Below are 26117 nucleotides of genomic sequence, written 5' to 3'. Positions count from 1 at the left end.
CCGCATCCCGCCAACCGCTGGCTAAGGCGGCGCGCGCCTTTTTCCTGTGCAGCCTTCCGTAAAAAGGGTATACAGCGCCGCGCGCCTTTGCCGGCGCGGCGATTGAAATGCTGTGTGGTCTTTGTTCGGCCTCGGTCGTAAGGATCATGCAGGAGCGCTCGATCGCGAGCGAACCACGCAACCAGTCGGACAGGACGCCCCTCGGCACTACATGGGCAGACACGAAACTTTCTTTCCCGAAATCCTCGATGTCGCAGCGCTCCGGGCAAAATGCGACTTCATCGCCTCGGCCCATGCCGAGCAGCGCGAGCCGATGCGCCAGGCGCTGCTGGCCGCCTTCAAGCAGGCAAACGTCGCCGGCCGGGCCAAGGCGCGCGAACTGTTTTATGCCGACGGAGCCGGCATTCTCTGCGCCGAGCGTATTTCCTGGCTGCAGGATCAGCTGATCACCGTACTGCATGATTTCGTGCTGAACGAGATCTTCGACGCAGCCAATGCGCCGCCGGCCTCGCGCATCGCGGTGGCGGCGGTCGGCGGTTATGGCCGCGGCACGCTGGCGCCGGGCTCGGATATCGACCTTCTGTTCCTGCTGCCGGTCAAGAAGGCCGTCTGGGCGGAACCGGCGATCGAGTTCATGCTCTATATCCTCTGGGATCTGGGCTTCAAGGTCGGCCACGCCACCCGCACCATCGACGAATGCATCCGCCTGTCGCGCGCCGACATGACCATCCGCACCGCCATTCTCGAGACGCGTTACATCTGCGGCTCCGAGACGCTGAGCGCCGAACTTGAAACCCGTTTCGACCACGAGATCGTGCGCAATACCGGCCCGGATTTTATCGCCGCCAAGCTTGCCGAGCGTGACGAGCGCCACCGCAAGGCGGGCGATACGCGCTATCTCGTCGAGCCGAACGTCAAGGAAGGCAAGGGCGGTCTTCGCGACCTGCACACGCTGTTCTGGATCGCCAAATATTTCTACCGCCTCAAGGACACCGCCGACCTCGTGAAGGTCGGGGTATTGTCGCGGCAGGAGTACCAGCTTTTCCAGAAAGCCGAGGACTTCCTCTGGGCGGTGCGCTGCCATATGCACTTCCTCACCGGCAAGGCGGAAGAGCGGCTCTCCTTCGACATCCAACGGGAGATCGCCGAAGCGCTGGGCTACCACGACCATCCGGGCCTTTCCGCCGTCGAGCGCTTCATGAAGCACTTCTTCCTGGTGGCGAAGGACGTCGGCGACCTGACCCGCATTTTCTGCGCCGCACTCGAAGACCAGCAGGCCAAGGATGCCCCCGGCATCTCCGGCATCATCGGCCGCTTCACTCATCGTAGCCGCAAGATCGCCGGCACGCTGGATTTCGTCGACGACGGCGGTCGCATTGCGCTCGCAAGCCCCGATGTCTTCAAGCGCGATCCGGTCAACCTGCTGCGCTTCTTCCACATCGCCGACATCAACGGCCTCGAGTTCCATCCGGCGGCCCTGCGCCAGGTGACGCGATCGCTGAGTTTGATCAAGCCGGCCCTTCGGGAAAACGAGGAGGCGAACCGCCTCTTCCTGTCGATCCTCACTTCGCGCCGCAAGCCGGAACTCATCCTCAGGCGCATGAACGAAGCGGGCGTGCTCGGCCGCTTCATTCCGGATTTCGGCAAGATCGTCTCGATGATGCAGTTCAACATGTATCATCACTATACGGTCGACGAGCACCTGCTGCGCACCGTCGACGTGCTCTCGCGCATCGAGGGCGGCATCGAGGAGGAGGCGCATCCGCTCGTCGCCAAGCTGATGCCGGGGATCGAGGAGCGCGAGGCGCTTTACGTCGCCGTGCTGCTGCACGACATCGCCAAGGGCAGGCCCGAGAATCACTCGACCGCCGGCGCAAAGGTGGCGCGCAAGCTCTGCCCGCGTTTCGGGCTGTCGCCAAAGCAGACCGAACTCGTGGCCTGGTTGATCGAGGAGCATCTGTTGATGTCGATGGTCGCCCAGACGCGCGACCTCAACGACCGCAAGACGATCGTCGACTTCGCCGAGCGGGTGCAGTCGCTCGACCGGCTGAAGATGCTGCTGGTCCTGACGGTCTGCGATATCCGCGCCGTCGGTCCCGGCGTCTGGAACGGCTGGAAGGGGCAGCTGTTGCGCACGCTCTATTACGAGACCGAACTGTTGCTGTCGGGCGGCTTCTCGGAACTGTCGCGCAAGGAGCGCGCCGCGCATGCCGCGATCATGCTTGGCGAGGCGTTGACGGACTGGACGGAGAAGGAACGCGACGATTATGTGCGCCTGCATTATCAGCCCTATCTGCTGACGGTGGCGCTCGAAGATCAGGTGCGCCATGCACGCTTCATCCGTGAAGCGGACGCCGCCGACAAGGCGCTGGCGACGATGGTGCGTACGCACCAGTTCCATGCGATCACCGAAATCACCGTGCTTTCGCCCGACCATCCGCGTCTCCTGACCGTGATCGCCGGCGCCTGCGCTGCCGCCGGTGCCAACATCGTCGATGCCCAGATCTTCACGACGTCTGACGGCCGGGCACTGGATACGATCCTGGTGAACCGCGAGTTTGCCGTCGACGGGGATGAGATGCGGCGAGCGGGCAGTATCGGCAAGCTGATCGAGGACGTGCTTGCCGGCCGCAAACGCCTGCCGGAAGTGATTGCCAGCAGGACGAAGGTGAAAAAACGCACCAAGGCGTTTACCGTGACGCCCGAGGTGACGATCAGCAACACATTGTCGAACAAGTTTACGGTGATCGAGGTCGAGGGCCTCGACCGTCCCGGCCTCTTGTCCGAGATCACTGCGGTGCTTTCCGATCTCTCGCTCGATATCGCCTCGGCGCACATCACCACCTTCGGTGAGAAGGTGATCGACACCTTTTACGTCACCGACCTCGTCGGTCAGAAGGTGACGAGCGAGAACCGTCAGATGAACATTGCCGCCCGCCTCAAGGCCGTCATGGCCGGTGAGGGTGACGAAGCCCGCGACCGCATGCCCTCCGGCATCATCGCTCCGCCACCGGGCGTTTCCTCCGCTCAAAGAACGACAAAAGCCGAAACATGAGTCTGGTCAAGAAATTTGCAACCGTCGGCGGCGCGACGCTTGGAAGCCGCCTGTTCGGCTTCATCCGCGAAACCTTCATGGCCGCTGCCCTCGGCACCGGCCCGGTCGCCGATGCCTTCAACACGGCCTTCCGCCTGCCGAACACCTTCCGCCGGCTGTTTGCCGAGGGGGCCTTCAACTCCGCTTTCGTGCCGCTCTTTGCCAAGGAGATCGAGGCGAACGGCATGGAGGGCGCGCGGCGCTTTTCCGAGGAAGTCTTCGGCGTCCTCTTCACCGTGCTTCTGTTCCTGACGATCGCGATGGAACTGACGATGCCCTTCATCGTCAGCAACCTGATCGCCCCCGGTTTTGCCGACGATCCGGAAAAGCTCGGCAATACCATCGTCTTTGCTGGCATCATGTTCCCCTATCTCGCCTGCATGTCGCTGGCGGCGATGATGGGCGGCATGCTGAACTCGCTGCATCGCTTCTTTGCGGCAGCGATTGCGCCGGTGTTCCTCAATGTCATCCTGATCGCGGTGCTGGCCTACGCCTGGTATGAGGGCCAAGATCCGGTGGCCGTCGGCTATGCGCTGTCCTGGGGGGTCATGGCGGCCGGTCTGGTGCAGCTTGCGATCGTCTGGATCGCCGTGCGCGACGCCGGCATCAAGATCGGCCTCCGCCGGCCGAAGATGACCGCCAGTGTCAGGCGCCTGCTGGTGCTAGCCCTGCCGGCGGCGATCACCGGCGGTATCACCCAGATCAACCTCCTGATCAATACCAATATCGCTTCGGCGAGCGAAGGCGCGGTCTCGTCGCTGGTCTATGCGGACCGCATCTACCAGCTTCCGCTCGGCGTCGTCGGCATCGCGGTGGCAACCGTGCTCCTGCCGGAACTTGCCCGGGCGCTGCGTTCCGGCAATGTCAACGAAGCGTCGAACCTGCAGAACCGCTCGGTCGAGTTCACGCTGTTCCTGACGCTGCCGGCGGCAGCAGCACTTCTGGTCATGTCCGAGCCGATCGTTCGGCTGCTCTTCGAGCGCGGCAAGTTCTCGCCGGAATCGACCGTCATCGTCGGTCACATCCTGGCGATTTACGGTCTCGGCCTGCCGGCTTTCGTCTTGATCAAGGCCTTCATTCCCGGTTTCTTCGCGCGCGAGGATACGCGCACGCCGATGATCTTCGCTGCCATCTCCGTCGTTGTGAACGTCTCGCTGGCGCTCACTCTGTTTCCGCGGCTCGGCGCAAGCGGCATCGCCACGGCCGAGATCGTTGCCGGCTGGGTCAACGCTGTCCTGCTTTTCGCAACACTTGTCTGGCGCGGCCATTGGGGCAGGGACATCCCGTTGCTGACCCGCATTCCGCGCCTCGCCATCGCGGCGGCCGGTATGGCCGCGGCGCTGTATTTCGCGATCGACTGGTTCGCCTTCGAGCTCTCTTCCGCCGCGCCGCTCGTGACGCGGGCAGTAACCCTGCTCGGTCTGGTCTCGGTGGCGATGGTGATCTACTTCGCGCTCGCCTTCGGTCTCGGCGGCGCCAGCCTCGGCATGATCCGCCGCAGCATCAAGCGCAAGGCCAAAGGACCGGCAGAACCCGCTGCAGCACCGGAGGCGAGCGACTGATGCGCCAGACGATCGCACGCATTGCCCTGGTCGTGCCGGACTACGATGCCGGCATCGCCTTCTATTGCGGCAAGCTCGGCTTCGACCTCGTGGAAGACACGAGGCTCGACGATAGCAAGCGCTGGGTCGTCGTCCGTCCCAGGGGCGCGGTCGAGACTTCGCTGCTGCTTGCCAAGGCCGACGGCGAACGCCAGCAGGCGGCGATCGGCAACCAGACCGGCGGCCGCGTCGGCTTCTTCCTCTTCACCGACGATTTCGCTCGCGACCATGCGGCGATGCTGGCCGAAGGCGTCGCCTTTCTGGAAGCGCCGCGCCACGAGCCCTATGGCACGGTGGCGGTCTTCAGCGACCCGTTCGGCAACCATTGGGATCTGCTGCAACCGGCGGAATAGACGAGGCTGCGGCGACCTCTTGATTGCCTACCGCCACCCGTGCATAAGCCATGCCGTTAGCTACATGGGCGACAAAGCCCTGGGGCCCTCCACCAGCCTATTGAGGACGACATGAACGAATTCAAGCCGCTCGTATTCTCCGGCGTACAGCCAACGGGCAATCTCCATCTCGGCAATTATCTCGGTGCGATCCGCAAGTTCGTGGCACTGCAGGAAAACAACGACTGCATCTACTGCGTCGTCGACCTGCATTCGATCACGGCGCAGCTCGTGCACGAGGACCTGAAGGGGCAGATCCGCTCGATCGCCGCCGCCTTCATCGCTTCGGGCATCGACCCCAAGAAACATATCGTCTTCAATCAGTCGGCCGTGCCCCAGCATGCCGAACTCGCCTGGATCTTCAATTGCGTCGCCCGCATCGGCTGGATGAGCCGCATGACGCAGTTCAAGGACAAGGCCGGCAAGGACCGCGAGAACGCCTCGCTCGGTCTGCTCGCCTATCCGAGCCTGATGGCGGCCGACATTCTCGTCTATCGCGCCACCCACGTTCCCGTCGGTGACGACCAGAAGCAGCACCTGGAGCTGACGCGCGACATTGCCCAGAAGTTCAATATCGACTTCATGGAGCATATCCGCAGCGCCGGCTACGGTGTCGATATGGTTGTCGGCGAGGAGCCGATCCACGCCTATTTTCCGCCGGTCGAGCCGCTGATCGGCGGCGCGACGCCGCGCGTCATGTCGCTGCGTGATGGCACGAAGAAGATGTCGAAATCCGACCCGTCCGACCTTTCGCGCGTCAACCTGATGGACGACGCCGAGACGATCTCGAAGAAGATCCGCAAGGCCAAGACCGATCCGGATGCGCTACCAAGCGAGGTCGAAGGGCTCAAGGGTCGTCCGGAAGCGGAAAACCTCGTCGGTATCTATGCGGCGCTGTCGGACAAGACCAAGGAGCAGGTGCTCGCCGAGTTTGGCGGGCAGCAGTTCTCGGTCTTCAAGCCGGCTCTGGTCGACCTCGCGGTCGAGGTCCTGTCGCCGATCACCGCCGAAATGCGCCGCCTGATGGGCGACACCGCTCACATTGACGCCATTCTCCGCGATGGCGGCGAGCGGGCGCGGGCGCGGGCGGAAAAGACGATGAGCGAAGTGCGCGAGATCATCGGTTTTCTGCAGTAGTTGACTGAATCCGGGTCCTCGGACCCGGATTCACTTCGGTTCAGGAGTCGAAGCGGACCAAGAGCGGAAGGCTACGGGCACTTTTCCGTGTCCCGCTCCGAAACGCGAAAATCAGACCTTGCGGCGGCCAACCCGGGATGTATTGTTCACCCTATGGTCTCGACCCGACTCTCTCGACTTGAAGGTCACCGCCGCAAATTCATGGCGGTGATAGACGATACCCCGGAATGCGGGCGCGCCGTGCACTATGCGGGCATGCGCGCCAAGAACTCCAATGGCGGTCTCGTCCTGCTCTATGTGATCGCCGATGGCGACTTCCAGCAATGGCTGGGGGTCGAGGAAATCATGCGTGCGGAAGCGCGCGAGGAAGCCGAGGCGACGCTCGCCAAGGTGGCCCAGTCGGTCCGCGAACGGATCGGTATCGAGCCGGAGATCGTCATCCGCGAGGGAACTGCCACGGAGCAGATTCATGCGGCGATCGAGGAGGACCGCGACATCGCCATTCTGGTGCTCGCCGCCGGATCGGCAAAAGAGGGCCCAGGCCCGCTGGTGTCGTCGATCGCGGGCAAGGCAGCCGCCTTCCCGATCCCCGTCACGGTCATCCCCGATGCCCTGACGGACGAGGAGATCGACGCGCTCAGCTGACCTGCGTCGCTTTTCATGGGTCAAGCGGGATGCGGGCGGAAAACCGCTCACACTTTTCCTCATCGCGCTTTATGTACTCTTGCGACCAGAGGGCCATGCCCCTATATTCTTTTGAATAATTCTAAAGAGCTGGGCGACTGTCGCTCCCGGCGAAACGGAGACAGACATGTTCATTCAGACCGAAGCCACGCCGAACCCGGCAACGCTGAAGTTTTTGCCGGGCAAGGTTGTTATGGAAAACGGCACCGCCGAATTCCGCGACGAGGAAGAAGCCCGCGCCGGCTCGCCGCTGGCGGCACGGCTGTTTTCGATTCCGGGCGTCACCGGCGTCTATTTCGGCTACGATTTCATCACCGTCAGCAAGGAAAGCCAGGAGTGGCAGCACCTGAAGCCAGCGATCCTCGGTTCGATCCTGGAGCATTTCATGTCGGGCCAGGCGATCATGGCTGGCAGCGGCCGCGCCGAGCAGTCGGATCAGGAAGACGAGTTCTTCGACGAAGGTGACGAGACGATCGTTGCCACGATCAAGGAGCTTCTGGAAACCCGCGTGCGCCCGGCCGTTGCACAGGACGGTGGTGACATCACCTTCCGAGGCTTCAAGGACGGCACCGTTTTCCTCAACATGAAGGGTGCCTGCTCGGGCTGCCCGTCGTCCACGGCGACGCTGAAGCATGGCGTGCAGAACCTGCTGCGCCATTTCGTTCCCGAGGTGCAAGCCGTCGAGGCCGTCTGACACCGGACGCCGTCCGGCGTCTCGCGAAAAAGGGCGGGATGAAGAAAAATGTGCGCGGTTTTCCGCCCGCATCCTGACCTGACCGAGTAGTATCGATTTTGCCGCAAAGCCTGGTCGGCCTTGCGGCTTGTGGCGTCTGAAAGATCCAGCGTTGAAATGATTGTACTTGCGATCGACACGTCCGGCTCCGGCTGCTCCGTTGCCGTCTACGACGGCGAAGCGGCTGTTGTGCTCGGGCGCTCGGGCGCCGATCTCGGCAAAGGTCATGCCGAGCGGCTGATGGAATTCGTTGACGAGGCGCTGGCCGCGGCTGGCCGATCGCTTGCCGATATCGACCGCATCGCGGTCACCGTCGGTCCGGGCTCGTTCACCGGCATTCGCGTCGGCGTGGCGGCCGCTCGCGGCCTGGCGCTGGCGCTCGGCAAGTCTGCGGTCGGCGTCTCGACGCTCGCGGTCTTGGCTGAAGGTATACGTGCTGCAGCGCCCGGCAGGGACATCCTCGTGGCCATCGATGCCAAGCGGGACGAAGTCTATGTCCAGGCTTTCGGCGCGACCGGTGATGCCATAAGTGAGCCCGAAGCGCTCTCTGTCGAGGTGGCGCGCGAACGCTTCTCCGGCTTTGATGGCGTCATCGGCGGCTCCGGCGCGGCTCTCGTTGCCCCGAATGCCCCTGCCAAACCCTCCGAACTCATCGATGTTGCCTTTGTCGCCGCGCTCGGCGCCGCTGCTGATCCAGCCTCGGCCAAGCCGCGACCGCTATATCTCCGAGGCCCCGACGCCAAGCCGCAGGCGGGCTTCGCGATTGCCCGAGCGTAGACCGAGATGAGCTTCACCGATTACTTCACCCGCCGTACCGAGTTCGACATTTTTCCGCTGGAGGAAGCCGACCTTCTCGCGGCGGCAGCGCTGCACCGCCAGCGTTTTGCAAGCCCCTGGACCGACGGCGAAATTCACGCGCTGCTGGTGCAGGACACTGTATTCGGTTTTGTCGCCCGCCAGACGAACGGCTCGTTCCGTCCGGCCTTTGGCGGTTTCGTCCTGTCGCGCGCCGTCGCCGGCGAGGCCGAAATCCTGACGATCGGCGTCGAGCCGCGTTATGCGCGCTCCGGTCTCGGCTGGCGGCTGATGCAGGCGGCGATGCGCGAGGCCCTGGTCAAGGGTTCCGAAGCGCTGTTCCTCGAAGTGGACGAGACCAATCAAGCGGCGATCGGGCTTTACCGTAAGCTCGGCTTCAACAAGGTCGGCGAACGCCGCGCCTATTACCAGGACAAGGCCGGCCAGCGGACTGCCGCGCTTGTCATGCGGCTTGATCTTCGCTAGTCCCAAGCGCGGATTAGCGTGGGATGAGGAAAAGTGTATGCGGTTTTCCGCCCGCATCCCGCTCTAACTTTTCAAGGATGGGCGCGGGAACTCTTTCCGGATGATCAATTGGCTACGGATTGCGATCTTCGCAGCGCTTCTGGCGCTGGTTTCGCTCGTTCTGATGCCGATCCAGATCGTCTGCCTCTGGCTCAACCTGAGCCTTCGCCGCCGGCTGCCGCGATACTGGCATCGGCTCGCCTGCTACCTTCTCGGCATCAAGGTGCGGGTTCACGGCGAGGTCGAGCGGCGGCGGCCGCTGCTCATCTGCGCCAATCACGCCTCCTGGAAGGACATTCTGGTACTGTCCTCGGTCACCGACGTCGTCTTCGTCGCAAAGTCCGAAGTGAAAAGCTGGCCGGCCTTCGGCCACCTCGCACGATTGCAGGCGTCGATCTTCGTCGAGCGCGAGCAGAAGCGCTCGACCGGCAAGCAGGTGAGCGAAATCGGTCAGCGCATGGCGTCGGGCGAGATCGTCGTGCTCTTTCCGGAGGGAACGACGTCGGATGGCAACCGCCTGCTGGAGATCAAGACCTCGCTCTTCGGCGCTGCCGCGTCCGCCGTGCCGCATTCGCCGACCGGGCTCGTGCATGTCCAGCCAGTCGCGATCTCCTATACCGGCATCCATGGTATGCCGATGGGCCGCTTCAACCGGCCGATTGCCGCATGGCCGGGCGACACCGAACTGGTGCCGCATCTGCTCGGCATCCTGCGCGAAGGGGCGATCGAAGTTGACGTCGATTTCGGTGAAGCCATCGACTACGATCGGCACACCAATCGCAAGGAAGTGAGCCGCAAAGTCGAGCAGCGCATCCGGAGCATGCTGTCGGACCGGTTGCGCGGACGGGCCTGACGCCTGCCGGCAAAGGCAGTCGTGCCGAAAATACTTCAACTTCGGGCCGCTTTGCACTAAGTAAGCCGCCATGACCCAGGATACAGCCCTTCTGTCGACAACGCCCGTAACGGGCGACGAGCGCGTGCCGGCCCGCAAGGTCTTCGTCAAGACCTATGGCTGCCAGATGAACGTCTATGATTCCGACCGCATGTCGGATGCCTTGTCGCGTGATGGTTATGTCTCGACCGACGTGCTGGAAGATGCCGACTTCGTGCTCCTCAACACCTGTCATATCCGTGAGAAGGCGGCGGAAAAGGTCTATTCCGAGCTTGGCCGCCTGCGTGACCTGAAGAAGGCGAAGGCCAAGGAAGGCCGCGAGATGGTGATCGGCGTTGCCGGCTGCGTCGCACAGGCCGAAGGCGACGAGATCCTCAGGCGCGCGCCGGCGGTCGATCTGGTGATCGGCCCGACGACCTATCACCGCCTGCCGGAAGCACTGAAACGTGCCCGCAGCGGCGAGCGCGTCGTCCAGACGGACTATGCCGTCGAGGACAAGTTCGAACACCTGCCGGCGCCCGACAGGGCGAAGACCCGCGCCCGCGGCGTCACCGCCTTCCTGACGGTGCAGGAGGGTTGCGACAAGTTCTGCACCTTCTGTGTCGTGCCCTATACGCGCGGCTCGGAAGTTTCCCGCCCGGTTGCGCAGATCGTCTTTGAAGCGGAAAAGCTGGTCGATGGCGGCGTCCGTGAAATCACCCTGCTCGGCCAGAACGTCAACGCCTGGCATGGCGTCGGACCCGACGGCCGCGAATGGGGGCTTGGCGACCTGCTCACGCGTCTCGGCGAGATCGAGGGGCTTGCGCGGCTCCGCTACACGACGAGCCACCCGCGCGACATGGACGACAGCCTGATCGAAGCGCATCGCTCGATGGGCAAGCTGATGCCTTACCTGCACCTGCCCGTGCAGTCCGGCTCCGACCGCATCCTGAAGGCGATGAACCGGAGGCACACCGCGGCCGAATATCTGGCGCTGATCGAGCGTATCCGCGCGGTCCAGCCGGACCTCGCACTGTCGGGCGATTTCATCGTCGGCTTCCCGGGCGAGACCGACGAGGACTTCGAAGACACCATGCGCCTCGTCGAGGCCGTGGGTTATGCACAGGCATTTTCGTTCAAATATTCGACGCGCCCCGGCACGCCCGGCGCCGAGCTCGGCGACCAGGTTCCCGAGGACGTAAAAGCCAAGCGCTTGGAAAAATTGCAGGCTTTGCTGTTTTCGCAGCAGCGCGCCTTCGCCGAATCCTGTGTCGGTCGCGAAATCGACCTGCTTTTGGAGAAGGCAGGACGCATGCCGGGCCAGCTCGTCGGGCGTTCCCCTTGGCTGCAGCCCGTGAATGTTGATGCAAAAGCATCGCAAATCGGTGACATTATCAAGGTGCGAATCATCAAGGCCGGGCCGAACAGCCTGTTTGCGGAGATGATCGGGTAAGGACCGAACACAAGGAGCCTGAACCGCTTGAACGGACACGAACTGATCTCTTCATCATCGCGCCAGTCGAAAACAACTGCGACAGACGCCAATCACTTCGTGCTCACGTTCGAGAACAACCGGTTCGCCAGCGAACTCTTCGGGCAGTTCGACCAGAATCTGAAGCTCCTCGAAGAGCGGCTCCGGATCGAAGCGCACCCGCGCGGTAATTCCGTTGCGATCTCAGGTGATGTCGTCGCCACCAATCAGGCGCGGCGCGCTCTCGATTTTCTCTATGGACGGTTGCAGAGCGGCGGATCGATCGATACGTCGGATGTGGAAGGCGCGATCCGGATGGCGGTCGCTGCCGACGATCAGCTACAATTGCCGACCATGGAGAAAAAAGCCAAATTGACGATGGCGCAGATTTCGACGCGCAAGAAGACGATCGTCGCCCGCACGCCGACGCAGGATGCCTATATCCGCGCGCTCGAGCGTTCCGAGCTCGTCTTCGGTGTCGGTCCGGCTGGTACCGGCAAGACCTATCTCGCGGTTGCCCATGCAGCACAGCTGCTGGAGCGCGGCGCCGTCGACCGCATCGTGCTTTCGCGTCCTGCCGTCGAGGCAGGCGAGCGCCTGGGCTTCCTGCCCGGCGACATGAAGGAGAAGGTCGACCCCTATCTCCGGCCCCTCTACGACGCGCTCTATGACATGATGCCGGGCGACAAGGTCGAACGGGCGATTACCGCCGGCGTCATCGAAATCGCACCGCTCGCCTTCATGCGTGGCCGCACGCTTGCCAATGCCGCCGTCATCCTCGACGAGGCGCAGAACACGACATCGATGCAGATGAAGATGTTCCTGACCCGTCTCGGCGAAAACGGCCGCATGATCGTCACCGGCGATCCGAGCCAGGTCGACCTGCCGCGCGGCGTCAAGTCGGGCCTGGTCGAGGCTCTGCAGATCCTGAGGGGCGTCGAGGGCGTCTCGGTGGTGCGCTTCAAGGATGTCGACGTCGTCCGTCATCCGATGGTGGCGCGTATCGTCAGGGCTTACGAGTCCCACACGGCCGTTCACGACGAAAGCGAGCAGAGCGACCGCTGATCGGCGGTCGTTGCGATCATGACGGCATTGGACATCCAGATCAGCGTGGAAGAAGGCAATTGGCCCGAGGAAGAGGCCTTGCTTGCCTTCTCAACGCCCGTGCTCGAAGCGGCTGCAGCCTATCTCGCGGCCGAAGAGAAGCAGCCGCTGCCGCAGATGCCGCCGGAACTTTCCCTTGTCTTCACCGACGACGCTTCCATGCGGGCGATCAACGCCGAATGGCGCAACCAGGACAAGCCGACCAATGTGCTGTCCTTCCCCGCTTTCCCGGTGAAACCGGGTGCGATGCCGGGACCGATGCTGGGTGACATCATCGTCGCCCGCGAGACGCTCGAGCGCGAAGCCGTGGAACTCGAGAAATCCTTCGATGCGCATCTGACGCATCTTCTCGTGCATGGATTCCTGCATCTTTTCGGTTATGATCATATGGAAGATGACGAAGCCGAAAGAATGGAAAGCCTGGAGACTCGCATTTTGGCGCGTCTTGGCTTATCTGACCCCTACGGGGATCGTACCCCGGATTAACAGTTTGGACCGATGAGCGATTACAAAACACAGCCCGTCGCGCTGGCGACCGAGGAGGCAGACGCCTCCGGAGAGGCGGAGGCGGGCAGTAGTAGCACCGCCACTCGACACGAGGGCACGAAATCCACTTCTACCTTCTGGAGCCGGGCCGCGCGCCTGTTGCGCGGCGCAAGTCCATCGAGCCTGCGCGAGGATCTTGCCGACGCGCTTCAGACCGATGCCGATAGCAACACGGCCTTCTCGCCCGGCGAACGGGCGATGCTCAACAATATCCTGCGCTTCCGCGAGATCAGGGTCGAGGACGTCATGGTCCCGCGTGCCGACATCGAAGCGGTCGACCAGAGCATCACCATCGGCGAGCTGATGGTGATCTTCGAAGAGTCCGGCCGCTCGCGCATGCCGGTCTATAACGAAGGCCTCGATGATCCCCGCGGCATGGTGCACATCCGCGACCTGCTTTCCTATGTCACCAAGCAGGCCCGCAATCGGCGCCGCAACGGCAAGGCGCCGGCTGCCACAGGCGAAAAGACCGAGAAGACGCCCCGATCGCCGAAGGCGAGCTTCGATCTCTCCCGCGTCGATCTCGGCAAGTCGCTGGAAGAGGCGGGCATCGTCCGCCAGCTCCTGTTCGTGCCGCCTTCGATGCTGGCCTCGGACCTGATGCAGCGCATGCAGGCCGCCCGTATCCAGATGGCGCTCGTCATCGACGAGTACGGCGGCACCGACGGTCTCGTTTCGCTCGAAGACATCGTCGAGATGGTCGTTGGCGATATCGAGGACGAGCACGACGATGACGAAGTGATGTTCGCCCGTACCTCGGACGATGTTTTCCTCGCCGACGCTCGCGTCGAGCTGGAAGAGATCGCCGCGGCGATCGGCCCCGATTTTGACGTGCGTGAGCAACTCGAAGACGTCGACACGCTCGGCGGCCTGATCTTCGCCTCGCTCGGCCGTATTCCGGTGCGTGGCGAGGTCGTCCAGGCCATTCCGGGCTTCGAGTTCCAGATCCTCGACGCCGACCCGCGGCGCGTGAAACGCGTTCGCATCATGCGCAAGCGTCCGCCGGCTCGCCGTCGCCCGTTGCGGCCGGAGGGTGAAACCGCTCCGGAGACGGTTACGGTCAATCGTGCCAACGGCGCAGCACCTTCCGAAGCAGCGGCCGACGAGTAATAATCGCTCTGCCCCCGCGCACGTTTCCATGTGCGCGGCGCAGAGTGTGCGTGGCAGACGCCTCCCATCCATCCGCTTGACGTCTCCCGGCTTGAACGCGGTTCTCAAGGACCGGCGGCTCGACCCAAGCCGGAGCACATGCCTTCCGTATCCAAATCCGCCCCTGAAGGGGACAAGCAGCCGGTTTTTTGGAACACTGGCGCCGATTGATTCGGTTGTTGTTTCGCTCCGGCGCCGCGGCTAGCGGCCGGGATCGACTGGAGGCTGCATGGTAAGACTGGCTGGCAGGGTGATGCTTCTCTCCGGTTTCCCGAGGGCATTGCTCGCGTTCCTTGCGGGGCTTCTCGCGGTTCTGGCGCAACCGCCCTTCGGCATCTTCGCCTTTGCTTTCGTCGCTTTCCCGATCCTCGTCTGGCTGCTTGACGGCGCGACCGGAAATCCGGATGGCGGCAGCGTCAGGCGGCTCTGGCCGGCGGCGGCGATCGGCTGGTGGTTCGGCTTCGGCTACTTCCTCGGCGGTCTCTGGTGGCTCGGCAACGCGCTCCTGGTGGAGGCCGACGACTTCGCCTGGGCGTTGCCGCTCGCTGTCGTCGGTCTCCCGGCCTTCCTGGCGCTCTTTTATGCGCTGGCGACGCTGATCGCGCGCCTGTTCTGGTCCGATGGTGTCGGGCGGATCGCAGCACTTGCTCTGGCCTTTGGCCTTTGCGAATGGCTGCGCAGCTTCCTCTTCAGCGGGTTTCCCTGGAATGCCATCGGCTATGCGGCGATGCCGATGCCGCTGATGATGCAGTCTGCAAGCGTCGTCAGTCTTGCGACCATCAACATGCTGGCGGTCTTCGTCTTCGCGGCACCCGCACTCATTGCCACCGGCAGGGGAAGCCGGATTGGTCTCGCGGCCGCACTCATCCTCCTCACGGCGCACGTCGGCTTCGGCTTCTATCGCCTGGCACAGCCAGCCCCCCCTGCGGCCGAGCCGCCGCTGACGGTCCGTCTCCTCCAGCCGGTGATCGATCAGGCGAAAAAGCTCGACGACCGCGAGCGTGCGGCGGTCTTCGAGGAACATCTTTCGCTCACTGCTACCGCGCCCGAAAACGGCGGCAAACGCCCGGACATCGTCGTCTGGCCCGAGACGTCGATCCCCTTCATCCTCACCGACAATCCCGACGCCCTGGCGCGCATCGCCGAGGTGCTCGATGACGATCAGATCCTCATCGCCGGTGCGGTGCGCGCCGAGGACGCGGGCGCCGGTCTGCCGCCGCGCTACTACAACTCGATCTATGTCATCGATGGCCGCGGCCAGATCATTGGTGCCGCCGACAAGGTGCATCTCGTCCCGTTTGGCGAGTATCTGCCGTTCGAGGAGGTGCTGTCGTCCTGGGGCTTGAGTTCCATCGCCGCCTCCATGCCGGGCGGCTTTTCGGCGGCAAAGAGCCGCTCGCTGCTGACCTTGCCCGGCGGCAGGAAGTTCTATCCGCTGGTCTGCTACGAGGCGATCTTCCCCGACGAGATCGACGGGGCCGCGCGCGGAACGGATGCGCTTCTCAACATCACCAATGATGCCTGGTTCGGCGACACGCCCGGTCCGCGCCAGCATTTCCATCAGGCACAACTGCGCGCCATCGAGACCGGAACCCCCCTGATCCGCGCAGCCAACAGCGGTATATCAGCAATTGTTGATGCACGTGGGGTTTTAATGGTAGGATTGTCCTACAATTATAGGGGAGTGGTCGACACACTTCTGCCGGGAAAGATGCCTACGCCTTTGGACGACGCTATGCGAAGCCGAATCTTCTGGCTGAGTGCACTCTTGCTCCTTCTGGTTGCGGTGTTTTCGCGTGTTGGTTTTAATATTAGGAAGAATTGACCTAAAACCCCTAAAATTGCATAGTGGTCCGCACCATCGTCCTTGTTGTGGCGGCTTTGTCGTATCACCGTGGCGGTCGCCTCGGTGAGCGGTGCTTCATGCCGGGCGGTGGATCAAACGAAACAGCGTGTTTGGGAACGCAGATATGATCGAAAACAAAAAGAAGCCGAACCCGATCGACATTCATGTCGGTAGTCGGATTCGTCTTCGCCGCACGATGCTTGGCATGAGCCAGGAGAAGCTCGGCGAAAGTCTGGGGATCACTTTTCAGCAGATCCAGAAGTATGAGAAGGGCACGAATCGCGTCGGCGCGAGCCGGTTGCAGAACATTTCGGGCATCCTGAATGTTCCGGTTTCCTTCTTCTTCGAAGATGCCCCGGGTGATAGCGGTACCGGTCAGCCCGGCATGGCAGAAGCGTCCAGTTCCAACTACGTTGTCGATTTCCTGTCGTCCTCCGAGGGGCTGCAACTCAACCGCGCTTTCGTCAAGATCACCGATCCGAAGGTTCGCCGCCGGCTTGTCGATCTGGTCAAGGCTCTCGCTGCGGAAGCAGAAAGCGAATAGTTCCAACGTTCCCCGTCGGGACTTGAAAACAAAGCGGCCTTTGTGCCGCTTTTTTCATGCGCGCTTTTCTCCGGGCGCGCCAAAGTGATTGGCCCTGATGGTGATATAAAGATATATTTATGTCGTTGTGCGCTTGTTTTTCGGGCGCAAAACCACTAACACCATGCCAGCGCTTTTTCTTCATTGAGGGGACTTCCCGCATGCGTGCAAACTACCTGTTCACGAGTGAATCTGTAGCCGAAGGTCATCCGGACAAGGTGTGTGACCGTATCTCCGACGAGATCGTGGATCTGGTCTACCGCGAAGCGGCCAAGACCGGTGTCGACCCGTGGGGCGTTCGCATCGCCTGCGAAACCCTGGCGACCACCAACCGCGTCGTCATCGCCGGCGAAGTGCGCCTGCCGCCGAGCCTTCTGAAGAAGGACAAGGACGGCAACGACGTCATCAACCCCTCGAAGTTCAAGTCCGCCGCCCGCAAGGCGATCCGCGAGATCGGCTATGAGCAGGACGGCTTCCACTGGAAGACGGCCAAGATCGACGTGCTTCTGCACTTCCAGTCCGCCCACATCGCTCAGGGCGTCGACAGCGCTGCCGACATGCAGGGCGAAGAGGGTGCCGGCGACCAGGGCATCATGTTCGGCTACGCCTGCCGCGAGACCGCCGAACTTATGCCGGCGCCGATCTACTACTCGCACCGCATCCTCAATCTGCTCGCCGCCGCCCGCAAGAAGGGCGAAGGCGAAGTCGCCAAGCTCGGTCCGGACGCCAAGAGCCAGGTCACCGTGCGCTACGTCGATGGCAAGCCGGCGGAAGTCACCTCGATCGTTCTGTCGACGCAGCATCTCGATGACACCTGGGATTCGGCCAAGGTTCGCTCGGTTGTCGAGCCCTATATCCGCGAAGCGCTCGATGATCTGAAGATCGCCGACGATTGCACCTGGTACATCAACCCGACTGGCAAGTTCGTCATCGGTGGCCCGGACGGCGACGCCGGCCTCACCGGCCGCAAGATCATCGTCGACACCTATGGTGGTGCTGCGCCCCATGGCGGCGGCGCCTTCTCGGGCAAGGACACGACCAAGGTCGACCGTTCGGCTGCCTATGCCGCGCGCTACCTGGCAAAGAACGTCGTAGCCGCCGGTCTTGCCGATCGTTGCACGATCCAGCTCTCCTACGCCATCGGCGTTGCCCAGCCGCTGTCGATCTATGTCGACCTGCACGGTACCGGCAAGGTCTCGGAAGACCAGGTCGAGCAGGCCATCCGCAAGACGATGGACCTGTCGCCGTCTGGCATTCGCCGTCACCTCGATCTCAACAAGCCGATCTACGCCAAGACGTCTGCCTATGGCCACTTCGGCCGCAAGGCTGGCCGCGACGGTTCCTTCTCCTGGGAGAAGCTCGATCTGGTGAAGCCGCTGAAGGCTGCGATCGAGCAGAGCGGTGCCGTCAACGGCCGGGCAGCCGCCTAATCCTGCGATTGGCGTGGCGTGTAACGCCGCGCATTGAAGATAGCGCAGCGGCCTGCTATCAGGCGCTTGCGAAATTCAGGGCGGGCGCTCCGGCAAGGAGCGCCCGCTTCGTTCATTTTGATTTTGGGTCGGCTTGATCCGGGATCAGCGTGACCAAGGGACAAACGACATGACCGAACCGCGCCGTGCCAGAGCAACCGAGGCCTTTTTCGGCCGCCGCAAGGGCAAGCCGCTGCGCGAGCGGCAGGCGGCGCATCTGGAAACCGTGCTGCCGACGCTGAAGCTCGATCTGTCGAGCCCGGCTCCGGCGGAACTGAAGACGTTGTTTCCTCAGGGCGTCGATCGCATCCGGCTGGAAATCGGCTTCGGCGGCGGCGAACATCTGATCCACCGCGCCGCCGAGACGCCTTCGACAGGCTTTATCGGCGTCGAACCCTTCGTCAATTCCATGGCCAAGCTCGTCGGCCACATCGAGGCTCGCGGTGTCAGCAACATCCGCCTTTATGACGACGACGCCACCCAGGTTCTCGACTGGCTGCCGGCCGCTTCCGTCGACCAGATCGACCTGCTCTATCCGGACCCGTGGCCGAAGCGCAAACACTGGAAGCGCCGCTTCGTCTCCAAGGTCAATCTCGACCGCTTTGCGCGCGTGCTGAAGCCGGGCGGGCTTTTCTGCTTCGCCTCGGATATCGACACCTATGTCAATTGGACGCTGTTGCATTGCCGCGATCACGCGGCCTTCGAATGGACGGCGGAGAAGGCAGCCGACTGGCTGACGCCGTACGAGGGGTGGCCGAGCACACGCTACGAGGCCAAGGCACGCCGGGAAGGCCGGAGCTCCGCCTATCTCACTTTCCGCCGAGCCTAGCAATTCCAGGAAAAGTGCGAAGCGGTTTTCCGCCCGGAATTGCGGCACTCCAAAATCAATTCCAGGAAAAGTGCGAAGCGGTTTTCCGTCCGGAATTGTGTCGCTTCACAGTCAATTCCAGGAAAAGTGCGAAGCGGTTTTCCGTCTGGAATTGCGTCGTTCAATGCAGAGCGGCGGCTTCAATTCAGCCCCATAGATCTACCGTCAGCGACGGCAGCCTGATCAATGCAGGGTGACCGTCTTCAGGTCATCCTCGGCGGCCTTGAAGAAGGTGCTGGAACGATTGTCGGTCAGGAGGATCGGCGTGCCGTCGGCGCCGAACAGGGCCCAGAGATCGATGCCCGGTCCCATCTCGGGTGCTTCCGGGAAGCAGCGCGAGACTTCTTCCGAACGCATTTTCCGGATGTAGCCGATTTCGCCTTCGCCGAGATGTGCGAGGTCGTTCTTCGACAGTGACGAGCTGACAGCTTTCAGTCCCATGGTGATACTCCGTGGTCGCCGGCCAGGGGAAAATCCCGCCGGTTATCCTACTCTGGGACTGAAATGTTAATTTTCTTTACCATACGCACCGGTTCGGGACGGACGAGGTCGACGGAGAGCAAGCCGTTGCGCAGCTCGGCGCCGAGAACTTTCATGCCATCGGCGAGAACGAAGGTGCGTTGAAACTGGCGCGCAGCGATACCGCGGTGCAGGTACTCGCGATCGCCGTTGTCGACCTGGCGGCCACGGATGACGAGCTGATTCTCTTCAGTGGTCACTTCGAGGTCTTCTTCGGAAAACCCGGCCACGGCAAGCGTGATTCTGAGCCGCTCGGGTGCGTCAACGGCGGCATCGCCGCGGATTCGCTCGATGTTGTAGGGCGGGTATCCGTCATTGCCCTTGGCGATGCGCTCAAGGGTCTTTTCCATTGTGTCGAAACCCAGCAGAAGCGGGCTCGTAAAGGGCGTAATTCGGCTCATTCTTCAAGTCCTTGCGAGATCAAGCGACCGATGTTCGGACCTGCCCAGCAGCATCCTTGCCGCAATATGGTAGCTGTGCGCAATGAGTGCAAGCCGCTTGCCTCGGGCGTGCACGCAAATCATAGTCCGCTCTCGCAGAATCCAAGAGTGGGGCGAGGAGGGCGCATGCGACGCTACCCGTATCCGCTCCGGTGCATTGAAATCGATCGCGCCTGGCTTTGGGTCGGGTCGACCCAACCAAACGTGATCCAGGGAGGACGAGAGAGTGCCCGCGCCCAGAAAGATAATCATAGACACCGATCCCGGGCAGGACGATGCCGCCGCCATCATGCTCGCTTTCGGCAGTCCGGAAGAGATCGACCTGCTCGGCATCACCACGGTCGCCGGCAACGTGCCGCTGACCTTGACGGCCCGCAATGCGCGCATTCTCTGCGAGCTCTGCGACCGGCCGAAGGTTCGGGTTTTTTCCGGCGCCGACAAGCCGATCGCCCGTCCACTGGTCACCGCCGAGCACGTGCACGGCAAGACCGGCCTCGACGGCCCGACGCTCGATGAGCCCAGGATGAAACTCGAGGAGCAGCACGCGGTCGACTTCATCGTCGAAACACTGCGCAACGAGGCAGAGGGCTCGGTGACGCTCTGCACGCTGGGACCGCTCACCAACATCGCGCTCGCGCTCCAGAAGGCGCCTGAGATTGCGCCGCGGGTGAAGGAACTGGTGATGATGGGCGGCGGCTTCTTCGAAGGCGGCAACATCACGCCGGCGGCCGAGTTCAACATCTATGTCGATCCGGAAGCCGCCGATATCGTCTTCCGCTCGGGCATTCCGATCGTGATGATGCCGCTCGACGTCACCCATCGCGTGCTCACCCACAAGGCGCGGGTGCAGAAGATCCGCGACATCGGCAGCCGCCCGGCGATCGCCATGGCCGAGATGCTCGAATTCTTCGAACGCTTCGACATCGAGAAATACGGCACCGATGGCGGCCCGCTGCACGACCCGACGGTCATCGCCTATCTGCTGCGCCCCGAGCTTTTCACCGGTCGGGATTGCAACGTCGAGATCGAAACCAAGTCGCCGCTGACGGCGGGCATGACGGTTGTCGACTGGTGGCAGGTCACCGGCCGGCCGCACAATGCCAAGGTCATGCGCTTCGTCGACGACCAGGGCTTTTTCGATTTGTTGACCGAGCGCCTGTCGCGCATCTGAGCCTACGCTCGATCATCATGCTTCAAACAAAAACGGCGCCCCGAGAGGCGCCGTTTCTTTTCTCGATCTGTTGATCAGAACTCTTCCCAATTGTCCTGGGCAAGCGCGTTGGCGCCCGAGGTCTGGGTGAGCACCCGCTGCGTTGAAGCCGAGTAGCTGCTTCGTGCCGGGCTTGCTGCCGGAGCCGGCCGCGCCTCGCGGGCAGGTGCCGGTGCCGGGCGTTCGGCCGCACGCATGCGTTCGGCGGTGCCACGCAGCATCTCCGACGAGGTAGGCTGGGCCGACGTCGAGGACTGGGCGACGCGGAAGCGGGCAACCAGGGCGTTGAGCGTGCGGGCCTCTTCGTTGAGCGCCATGCCGGCGGCCGTCGTCTCCTCGACCATGGCGGCGTTCTGCTGGGTCACCTGGTCCATCTGGTTGACGGCCGAGTTGATCTCCTTGAGGCCGACGGCCTGCTCGGAGGCCGAGCTCGAGATCTGGCGGATGAGGCCGTTGATCTGCACCACCTGCTCGGCGATCTTTTCGAGCGCGCCGCCCGCCTTGCCGACGAGGTCGACACCTTCGCGCACCTGGCCGGCCGAAGTGTTGATCAGCGTCTTGATCTCCTTGGCGGCATTGGCGGAGCGCTGGGCAAGCTCGCGTACTTCCTGGGCGACGACGGCAAAACCCTTGCCGGCTTCGCCCGCGCGGGCCGCTTCGACGCCGGCGTTGAGCGCCAGAAGGTTGGTCTGGAAGGCGATTTCGTCGATGACGCCGATGATGCGGCTGACCTCGTGCGACGACTGCTCGATGCCCTTCATCGCGGCGATGGCCTTCTGTACCACTTCGCCCGACTGTCCGGCATCGCTGCTGGCCACTTCCACCGACTTCGCGGCGACCTTGGCGTTTTCGGCGCTGGCGTTGACCTGCGAGGTCAGCTCGTCGAGGGCTGCTGCCGTTTCTTCGAGGCTCGCCGCCTGCTGTTCGGTGCGGTGCGACAGGTCGTTGGCGGCGCTGCTGATTTCGCTCGTGCCGTTGCCGATGTTGACGACCGAATGGTTGACGGTGCGGATCGTCGCTTCGAGGCTTTCCATCGTCGCGTTGAAGTCGCGCTTGAGCTGGGCATATTCGCCCGGGAACTCGTCGGTGATGCGGAAGGCGAGATCGCCGGACGAGAGATGGGACAGGCCCTTGCCGAGGCGGGCGACGATGTCGCGCTGCAAGGCGCTGCTCTCGGCACGCTCGGTTTCCGACCGGCCGCGTTCGCGCTCGGCCTGTTCGCGCTCATGGCGGGCTTCGCCTTCCAGGCGCTTGGTGTCGGCAAGCTGGTGGCGGAAGCCCTCGAGTGCCTTGGCGACTTCGCCGGTTTCGTCGGAGCGATCCTGGCCGGCGATCGCCTTGGTATAGTCGCCGTGGCTGAGTCCTTTGACGTCGTTCACGAGGGCGGCGAGAGGCTTCTGCACGAAGCCGCGGACGGCGAGATAGAGACCGAGCAGAACGGCGCCGAGCACGACCAGGCCGCCGACGATCATCATGTAGGTCTGGTCCTTGACCGGGGCATTGATCGCGGCGCGCGGCACGTCGACGAGCACGACCCAGCTGGTGTTCACGCCCGAAAGCGCGAAGGGATAGACGAGGCGGTCGAAGGGTTCGTTGCCGTCATAGGAAAGGTTGGAAATGACGCCAGGCTTGCCGGAATCAAGCGCATTCTTGACGATGTCGTTGCCTTCGCCGTCATAGGCTTTGAGCAGCAGTTCCGGGATCGGCGCGACGAGCCACTTGCCGCTCTGCGACAGCAGGTAGACGCGGCCGGTTTCGAACGGCTTCAACTTCGCCAGACCCTCGGCCAGCGAGGCGAGTGAAATGTCGACGCCGGAGACGCCGATCAGCTTGCCGCTTGACATAACGGGATAGGCGATCGAGCTCATCGCGGTCGGAATGTCGGTACCCTCGGCAGTATAGGGCTGGGTGATCGCGCCCTTGCCGCTCTTTGCCGCGAGCGCATACCACTCCGCCGGATAATCGGCCTTGAAGGTGGAGTACTGGATTTCGTTGTTCCGGGTCTTCGACCAGTAGGGCGTGAAGATGCCGAGCTCGTTGCCGCCCAGTTCCTTATTGTTGACAACATCTTCCTGGCGGCCGTCGAAGGCCTTGGGCTCTTCCGCGAACCAGCTGCCGAAGGCGAAGGGGTTCTGCTCGAGGTTCGCCCTCAGGATATTGATCACCCCGGTGCGCTCCATCGACTTTTCCGCATGTGCCCGGCCGAGAACGCCGGCCATCGAGCGGGCAGCGCTCGCAAGCTCGCCGACGTCGCCGGCGATGTCGGAGGCGATCGCGCGGGCTTCACCGTTTGCCTGTTCAAGGACCAGCGTTTCGACGCGATCCTGGGTCTGGGAGATGAGAACGAAATTCGAGGCGAGCAGGACAAGTGCAATCGTGCCGCCTGTCACCGCGATCAGTTTGGTCGCCAGCGATTTGGCTTGGAACTTGAACATGAAATCCTCACGTGCTGGGAGGTCCGCCGGCTCTCGCCTGCGGTGGACGCATTTCGCAATGGGGGTGAACTCCATCATGGAGCGTCAGATGCCGACCGGCATGTTGGAGGCAACCGGATCGCTTCGACCGGCCTTCTCAGGCTCCTGAATAGACTGGAGATTCTTAAAATAGGCCCAACGCGGACGCTGTTTTACCTGTTGCTTTGATAAAATTGCGCGCGGAGTTTTATCTCCGCGACATCGGCTGTCCGGATTGCGCAAGCGGAGATTTTGAGACGGTTGGAAACGCGCGGCGGCAGAGAGCCGGCAAGAAAAATGCGGGCGATCTCCGCCCGCACCAGATGCCCTTTGGCCTATCACGGGTCGGTCCGACCCAAGGTTGTCGCGATCTAGATACGCGACGCCACTTCCGAGGAAAGCGGGATCGAGGGCTGGGCGCCGCTCTTCAGGCAGGCGAGCGAGCCGGCGACGGCTGCACGGCGCAGCGCATCGGGAAAGGCAATGCCGGCGTCGAGGCTGGCGGCAAGATAGCCGCAGAAGGTGTCGCCGGCGCCGACGGTATCGACCGGTTCGATCTTCAGGCCCTTGGCACGCTGGATCTCGCCTTCGTGCACGGCGACGACGCCTTCGGCGCCGAGCGTGACGATGACCGTCTGGCCGGTCTCGGCGTGAAGCGCCTTCATCGCGTCTTCGCGTTCCGCGCTGCTGATGCCGCTCCTGCCGGCAAGCAGCTCGAATTCGGTCTCATTGGCAATGACGATATCGGCCATGCGCCCGAGGCGAGCCGCATCCGCGGTCAACGGCGCGATGTTGATGACAGACCGGACGCCCTTCTGCTTGGCTATATTGAGCGCCTTCTCGACGGAGGCTGCCGGAATTTCGAGCTGCAGCATCAGCGTGTCGCCGGGCTTCATGCCGTCGACGGCTTTCACCGCATCGGCCTCATTGACAGTCGCATTGGCACTGGCGACGACGACGATGACGTTTTCGCCGTCACCGCCGACCAAGATATGCGCGGTGCCGGTTGGCTCTTCCACCGTCTTGGTCAGGGAGAGGTCGGTGCCAGCACCCTTCAGCAGTTCCAGCGCGCCATCGGCAAAACTGTCCTTGCCCACAGCACCAGCCATCTTAACTGTCGCTCCGGCACGTCGCGCGGCAAGCGCCTGGTTTGCGCCCTTGCCGCCGGCGGCGGTCGAAAAACCAGTTCCGGCAACGGTCTCGCCCGGCTTCGGAAGGCGTGCGGTCGTGGCGATCAGGTCCATGTTGATGGACCCAAAAACAGTGATCATGTGAAAATTTCCCGTCGGATTGCAAAGTGGGCCGGAGAGTGCCCGACAGCCTCAGTCCTCGTCAACCACCCGCAGGCGCAATTGCCCGACGCGGTTGTCGACGGCGGCACGCGGATCGCTTGCTTCTTGCGTCCCGCCTTCGGCTTGAAGTTCGAGCGCCTCGATCTTGGCGCCGCGCCGCGTGAGCTTGCTGGACGAAATCAGAATATCCTCGACGTCCTTCTGGCTCATGGCGAAATGGCCCTGAAGCTTGCGCACGCGCTCGTCGAGACGGCTGAGGTCCTCCATCAGCCTGGCTACTTCACCCTGGATCAGATGCGCCTGCTCGCGCATGCGCGCATCCTTGAGGATCGCCTGGATCACCTGGATCGACAAGAGCAGCAGCGACGGCGAGACGATGACGATCCGCTGGCGATGCGCCTTCTGCACGATCGCTTCGAAATGCTCGTGGATTTCGGCGAAGATCGATTCCGATGGCACGAAGAGGAAGGCGGTGTCCTGTGTCTCTCCGGGGATCAGGTATTTGCTGGCGATATCGCGCACATGGGTTTCCATGTCGCGGCGGAAGAGTTGCGCGATCTGTTGGCGGCGTTCCGCATTCGGGGCATCCCGCATCGCGTTCCAGGCTTCCAGCGGAAATTTCGCGTCGATGACGAGCGCCGGCTGGCCGTTCGGCATGCGGATGGTGCAATCGGGTCGTGCGCCGTTCGACAGCGTCGTCTGAAATTCAAAGGCGCCCATCGGCAGCCCATCGGCGATGATCGCCTCCATGCGTGACTGGCCGAAGGCGCCGCGCGTCTGCTTGTTTGAAAGGATCGCCTGCAACCCGGCCATGTCCTTGGCCAGCGACTGGATGTTGTTCTGGGCATTGTCGATGACCGCCAGGCGCTCCTGCAGCCGCCTGAGGTTTTCGTGCGTCGCCTTGGTCTGTTCGGTGATCGAAGTGCCGATCCGATGGGTCATGCCGTCGATGCGCTGGCTGAGGGACTGGTTGAGTTCGGCCTGCCGGGCGCCGAACACCTCGGCCATGGCGGCAACCCGCCCCTGCATCTCCGTCTGGGCCGCAAGCAGCATCGCCATCTGCTCCTGCCGTTCTTCGTCGCGAGTATCCCGACGCCGCGAAAGCGCCATCAGCAGCGCGACTGCCACCATCAGACCGCCGGCGATGGCGAGATGGCCCAGCGTGACCGGCAGAGTGCCGATGAAAAACAATGGCTGGGAAAGGTCGATGGGCGCTGGTTCCATGGTGTAAGCCTAACAGATTCGCGGATGTTTTATAGATCAAAACATGAACATCTGTACCGTGCGGTTAACGCGAGGCCATGGGAAAACGGCCGCTGAGGGTGGCAAGGCAAT

Annotated in this window: 23 protein-coding genes; 18 read left to right on the top strand and 5 right to left on the bottom strand. The window is 62.8% G+C overall.

Translation table 11 applies throughout. The features are described 5' to 3' along the window. Positions 1–211 precede the first annotated feature (211 nt). The 17 genes from ACTJKE_RS17815 to trmB all read left to right on the top strand — a co-directional run bounded on the left by ACTJKE_RS17815 (position 212) and on the right by trmB (position 18829). A complete protein-coding gene (locus ACTJKE_RS17815; RefSeq protein ID WP_058329097.1) occupies positions 212–3055 on the top strand; it encodes a [protein-PII] uridylyltransferase in 2844 nt (947 codons plus the stop codon). After that, positions 3052–4656, top strand: a complete 1605-nt coding sequence (murJ, locus tag ACTJKE_RS17810) for a murein biosynthesis integral membrane protein MurJ (protein WP_058329096.1) — start codon at positions 3052–3054, stop codon at positions 4654–4656. Before ACTJKE_RS17815 ends, murJ begins: the two co-directional genes overlap by 4 nt. After that, positions 4656–5048, top strand: a complete 393-nt coding sequence (locus ACTJKE_RS17805) for a VOC family protein (protein ID WP_058329095.1) — start codon at positions 4656–4658, stop codon at positions 5046–5048. The genes murJ and ACTJKE_RS17805 overlap by 1 nt, the downstream gene beginning before the upstream one ends. Before the next feature lie 111 nt (positions 5049–5159). Beyond that, the gene (trpS, locus tag ACTJKE_RS17800) at positions 5160–6224 is read left to right on the top strand and encodes a tryptophan--tRNA ligase (protein ID WP_057248010.1); all 1065 of its coding nucleotides are present in this window, start codon (positions 5160–5162) and stop codon (positions 6222–6224) included. Positions 6225–6377: 153 nt separating this feature from the next. After that, a complete protein-coding gene (locus ACTJKE_RS17795) occupies positions 6378–6869 on the top strand; it encodes a universal stress protein (protein ID WP_057248011.1) in 492 nt (163 codons plus the stop codon). A gap of 166 nt (positions 6870–7035) precedes the next feature. Further along, complete coding sequence (locus ACTJKE_RS17790) at positions 7036–7602, top strand: NifU family protein (RefSeq protein WP_440692041.1); 567 nt, start codon at positions 7036–7038, stop codon at positions 7600–7602. 156 nt (positions 7603–7758) lie between these two features. After that, complete coding sequence (tsaB, locus tag ACTJKE_RS17785; protein ID WP_058323655.1) at positions 7759–8418, top strand: tRNA (adenosine(37)-N6)-threonylcarbamoyltransferase complex dimerization subunit type 1 TsaB; 660 nt, start codon at positions 7759–7761, stop codon at positions 8416–8418. A gap of 6 nt (positions 8419–8424) precedes the next feature. After that, positions 8425–8922 (top strand): GNAT family N-acetyltransferase, encoded by a 498-nt coding sequence (locus tag ACTJKE_RS17780; protein WP_058323654.1) that lies wholly within the window; start codon positions 8425–8427, stop codon positions 8920–8922. A gap of 100 nt (positions 8923–9022) precedes the next feature. Then, positions 9023–9814 (top strand): lysophospholipid acyltransferase family protein, encoded by a 792-nt coding sequence (locus ACTJKE_RS17775; RefSeq protein WP_440692039.1) that lies wholly within the window; start codon positions 9023–9025, stop codon positions 9812–9814. 70 nt (positions 9815–9884) lie between these two features. Beyond that, on the top strand, positions 9885–11285 hold the full coding sequence (miaB, locus tag ACTJKE_RS17770; RefSeq protein WP_057248016.1) for a tRNA (N6-isopentenyl adenosine(37)-C2)-methylthiotransferase MiaB: 1401 nt from the start codon (positions 9885–9887) through the stop codon (positions 11283–11285). Between the two features lie 27 nt (positions 11286–11312). Continuing rightward, entirely contained in the window at positions 11313–12368 is a 1056-nt protein-coding gene (locus ACTJKE_RS17765) for a PhoH family protein (protein ID WP_057248017.1), read from the top strand. Between the two features lie 18 nt (positions 12369–12386). Beyond that, positions 12387–12893, top strand: a complete 507-nt coding sequence (ybeY, locus tag ACTJKE_RS17760) for an rRNA maturation RNase YbeY (protein ID WP_058329094.1) — start codon at positions 12387–12389, stop codon at positions 12891–12893. Positions 12894–12905: 12 nt separating this feature from the next. Beyond that, entirely contained in the window at positions 12906–14063 is a 1158-nt protein-coding gene (locus ACTJKE_RS17755) for a hemolysin family protein (RefSeq protein WP_058329093.1), read from the top strand. A gap of 268 nt (positions 14064–14331) precedes the next feature. Next, complete coding sequence (lnt, locus tag ACTJKE_RS17750) at positions 14332–15927, top strand: apolipoprotein N-acyltransferase (protein ID WP_440692037.1); 1596 nt, start codon at positions 14332–14334, stop codon at positions 15925–15927. A gap of 145 nt (positions 15928–16072) precedes the next feature. Continuing rightward, positions 16073–16492 carry a helix-turn-helix domain-containing protein gene (locus ACTJKE_RS17745; RefSeq protein WP_057248021.1) on the top strand — a complete coding sequence of 140 codons (420 nt, stop codon included), beginning with the start codon at positions 16073–16075 and terminating at the stop codon, positions 16490–16492. 200 nt (positions 16493–16692) lie between these two features. Then, a complete protein-coding gene (metK, locus tag ACTJKE_RS17740) occupies positions 16693–17961 on the top strand; it encodes a methionine adenosyltransferase (protein ID WP_057248022.1) in 1269 nt (422 codons plus the stop codon). Positions 17962–18130: 169 nt separating this feature from the next. Continuing rightward, positions 18131–18829 (top strand): tRNA (guanine(46)-N(7))-methyltransferase TrmB, encoded by a 699-nt coding sequence (gene trmB / locus ACTJKE_RS17735; protein ID WP_057248023.1) that lies wholly within the window; start codon positions 18131–18133, stop codon positions 18827–18829. 222 nt (positions 18830–19051) lie between these two features. Here the strand turns inward: trmB and ACTJKE_RS17730 are convergent, their stop codons facing one another. After that, positions 19052–19309 (bottom strand): DUF1150 family protein, encoded by a 258-nt coding sequence (locus ACTJKE_RS17730; RefSeq protein ID WP_057248024.1) that lies wholly within the window; start codon positions 19307–19309, stop codon positions 19052–19054. Positions 19310–19356: 47 nt separating this feature from the next. Next, entirely contained in the window at positions 19357–19788 is a 432-nt protein-coding gene (locus ACTJKE_RS17725; RefSeq protein WP_057248025.1) for an Hsp20 family protein, read from the bottom strand. Between the two features lie 265 nt (positions 19789–20053). Between ACTJKE_RS17725 and ACTJKE_RS17720 the strand changes: the two genes are divergently transcribed. Continuing rightward, on the top strand, positions 20054–20998 hold the full coding sequence (locus ACTJKE_RS17720) for a nucleoside hydrolase (RefSeq protein ID WP_058329092.1): 945 nt from the start codon (positions 20054–20056) through the stop codon (positions 20996–20998). A gap of 74 nt (positions 20999–21072) precedes the next feature. On the opposite strand, the gene ACTJKE_RS17715 is transcribed toward ACTJKE_RS17720, so the two are convergent. The 3 genes from ACTJKE_RS17715 to ACTJKE_RS17705 form a co-directional block, all read right to left on the bottom strand. Continuing rightward, positions 21073–23472 (bottom strand): methyl-accepting chemotaxis protein, encoded by a 2400-nt coding sequence (locus ACTJKE_RS17715; RefSeq protein WP_058329091.1) that lies wholly within the window; start codon positions 23470–23472, stop codon positions 21073–21075. 389 nt (positions 23473–23861) lie between these two features. Next, the gene (locus ACTJKE_RS17710; protein ID WP_058329090.1) at positions 23862–24761 is read right to left on the bottom strand and encodes a ribokinase; all 900 of its coding nucleotides are present in this window, start codon (positions 24759–24761) and stop codon (positions 23862–23864) included. A 51-nt stretch (positions 24762–24812) separates the two neighbouring features. Continuing rightward, on the bottom strand, positions 24813–26006 hold the full coding sequence (locus ACTJKE_RS17705; RefSeq protein ID WP_093234097.1) for a DNA recombination protein RmuC: 1194 nt from the start codon (positions 26004–26006) through the stop codon (positions 24813–24815). Positions 26007–26117 lie beyond the last annotated feature (111 nt).

The sequence above is a fragment of the Ensifer sp. 22521 genome (genome assembly GCF_052044795.1).
In the GTDB taxonomy this organism is placed as follows: Bacteria; Pseudomonadota; Alphaproteobacteria; order Rhizobiales; family Rhizobiaceae; genus Ensifer.
Note: the sequence above shows the minus strand (reverse complement) of the source record. Positions and strands in the feature narration are given on the sequence as shown.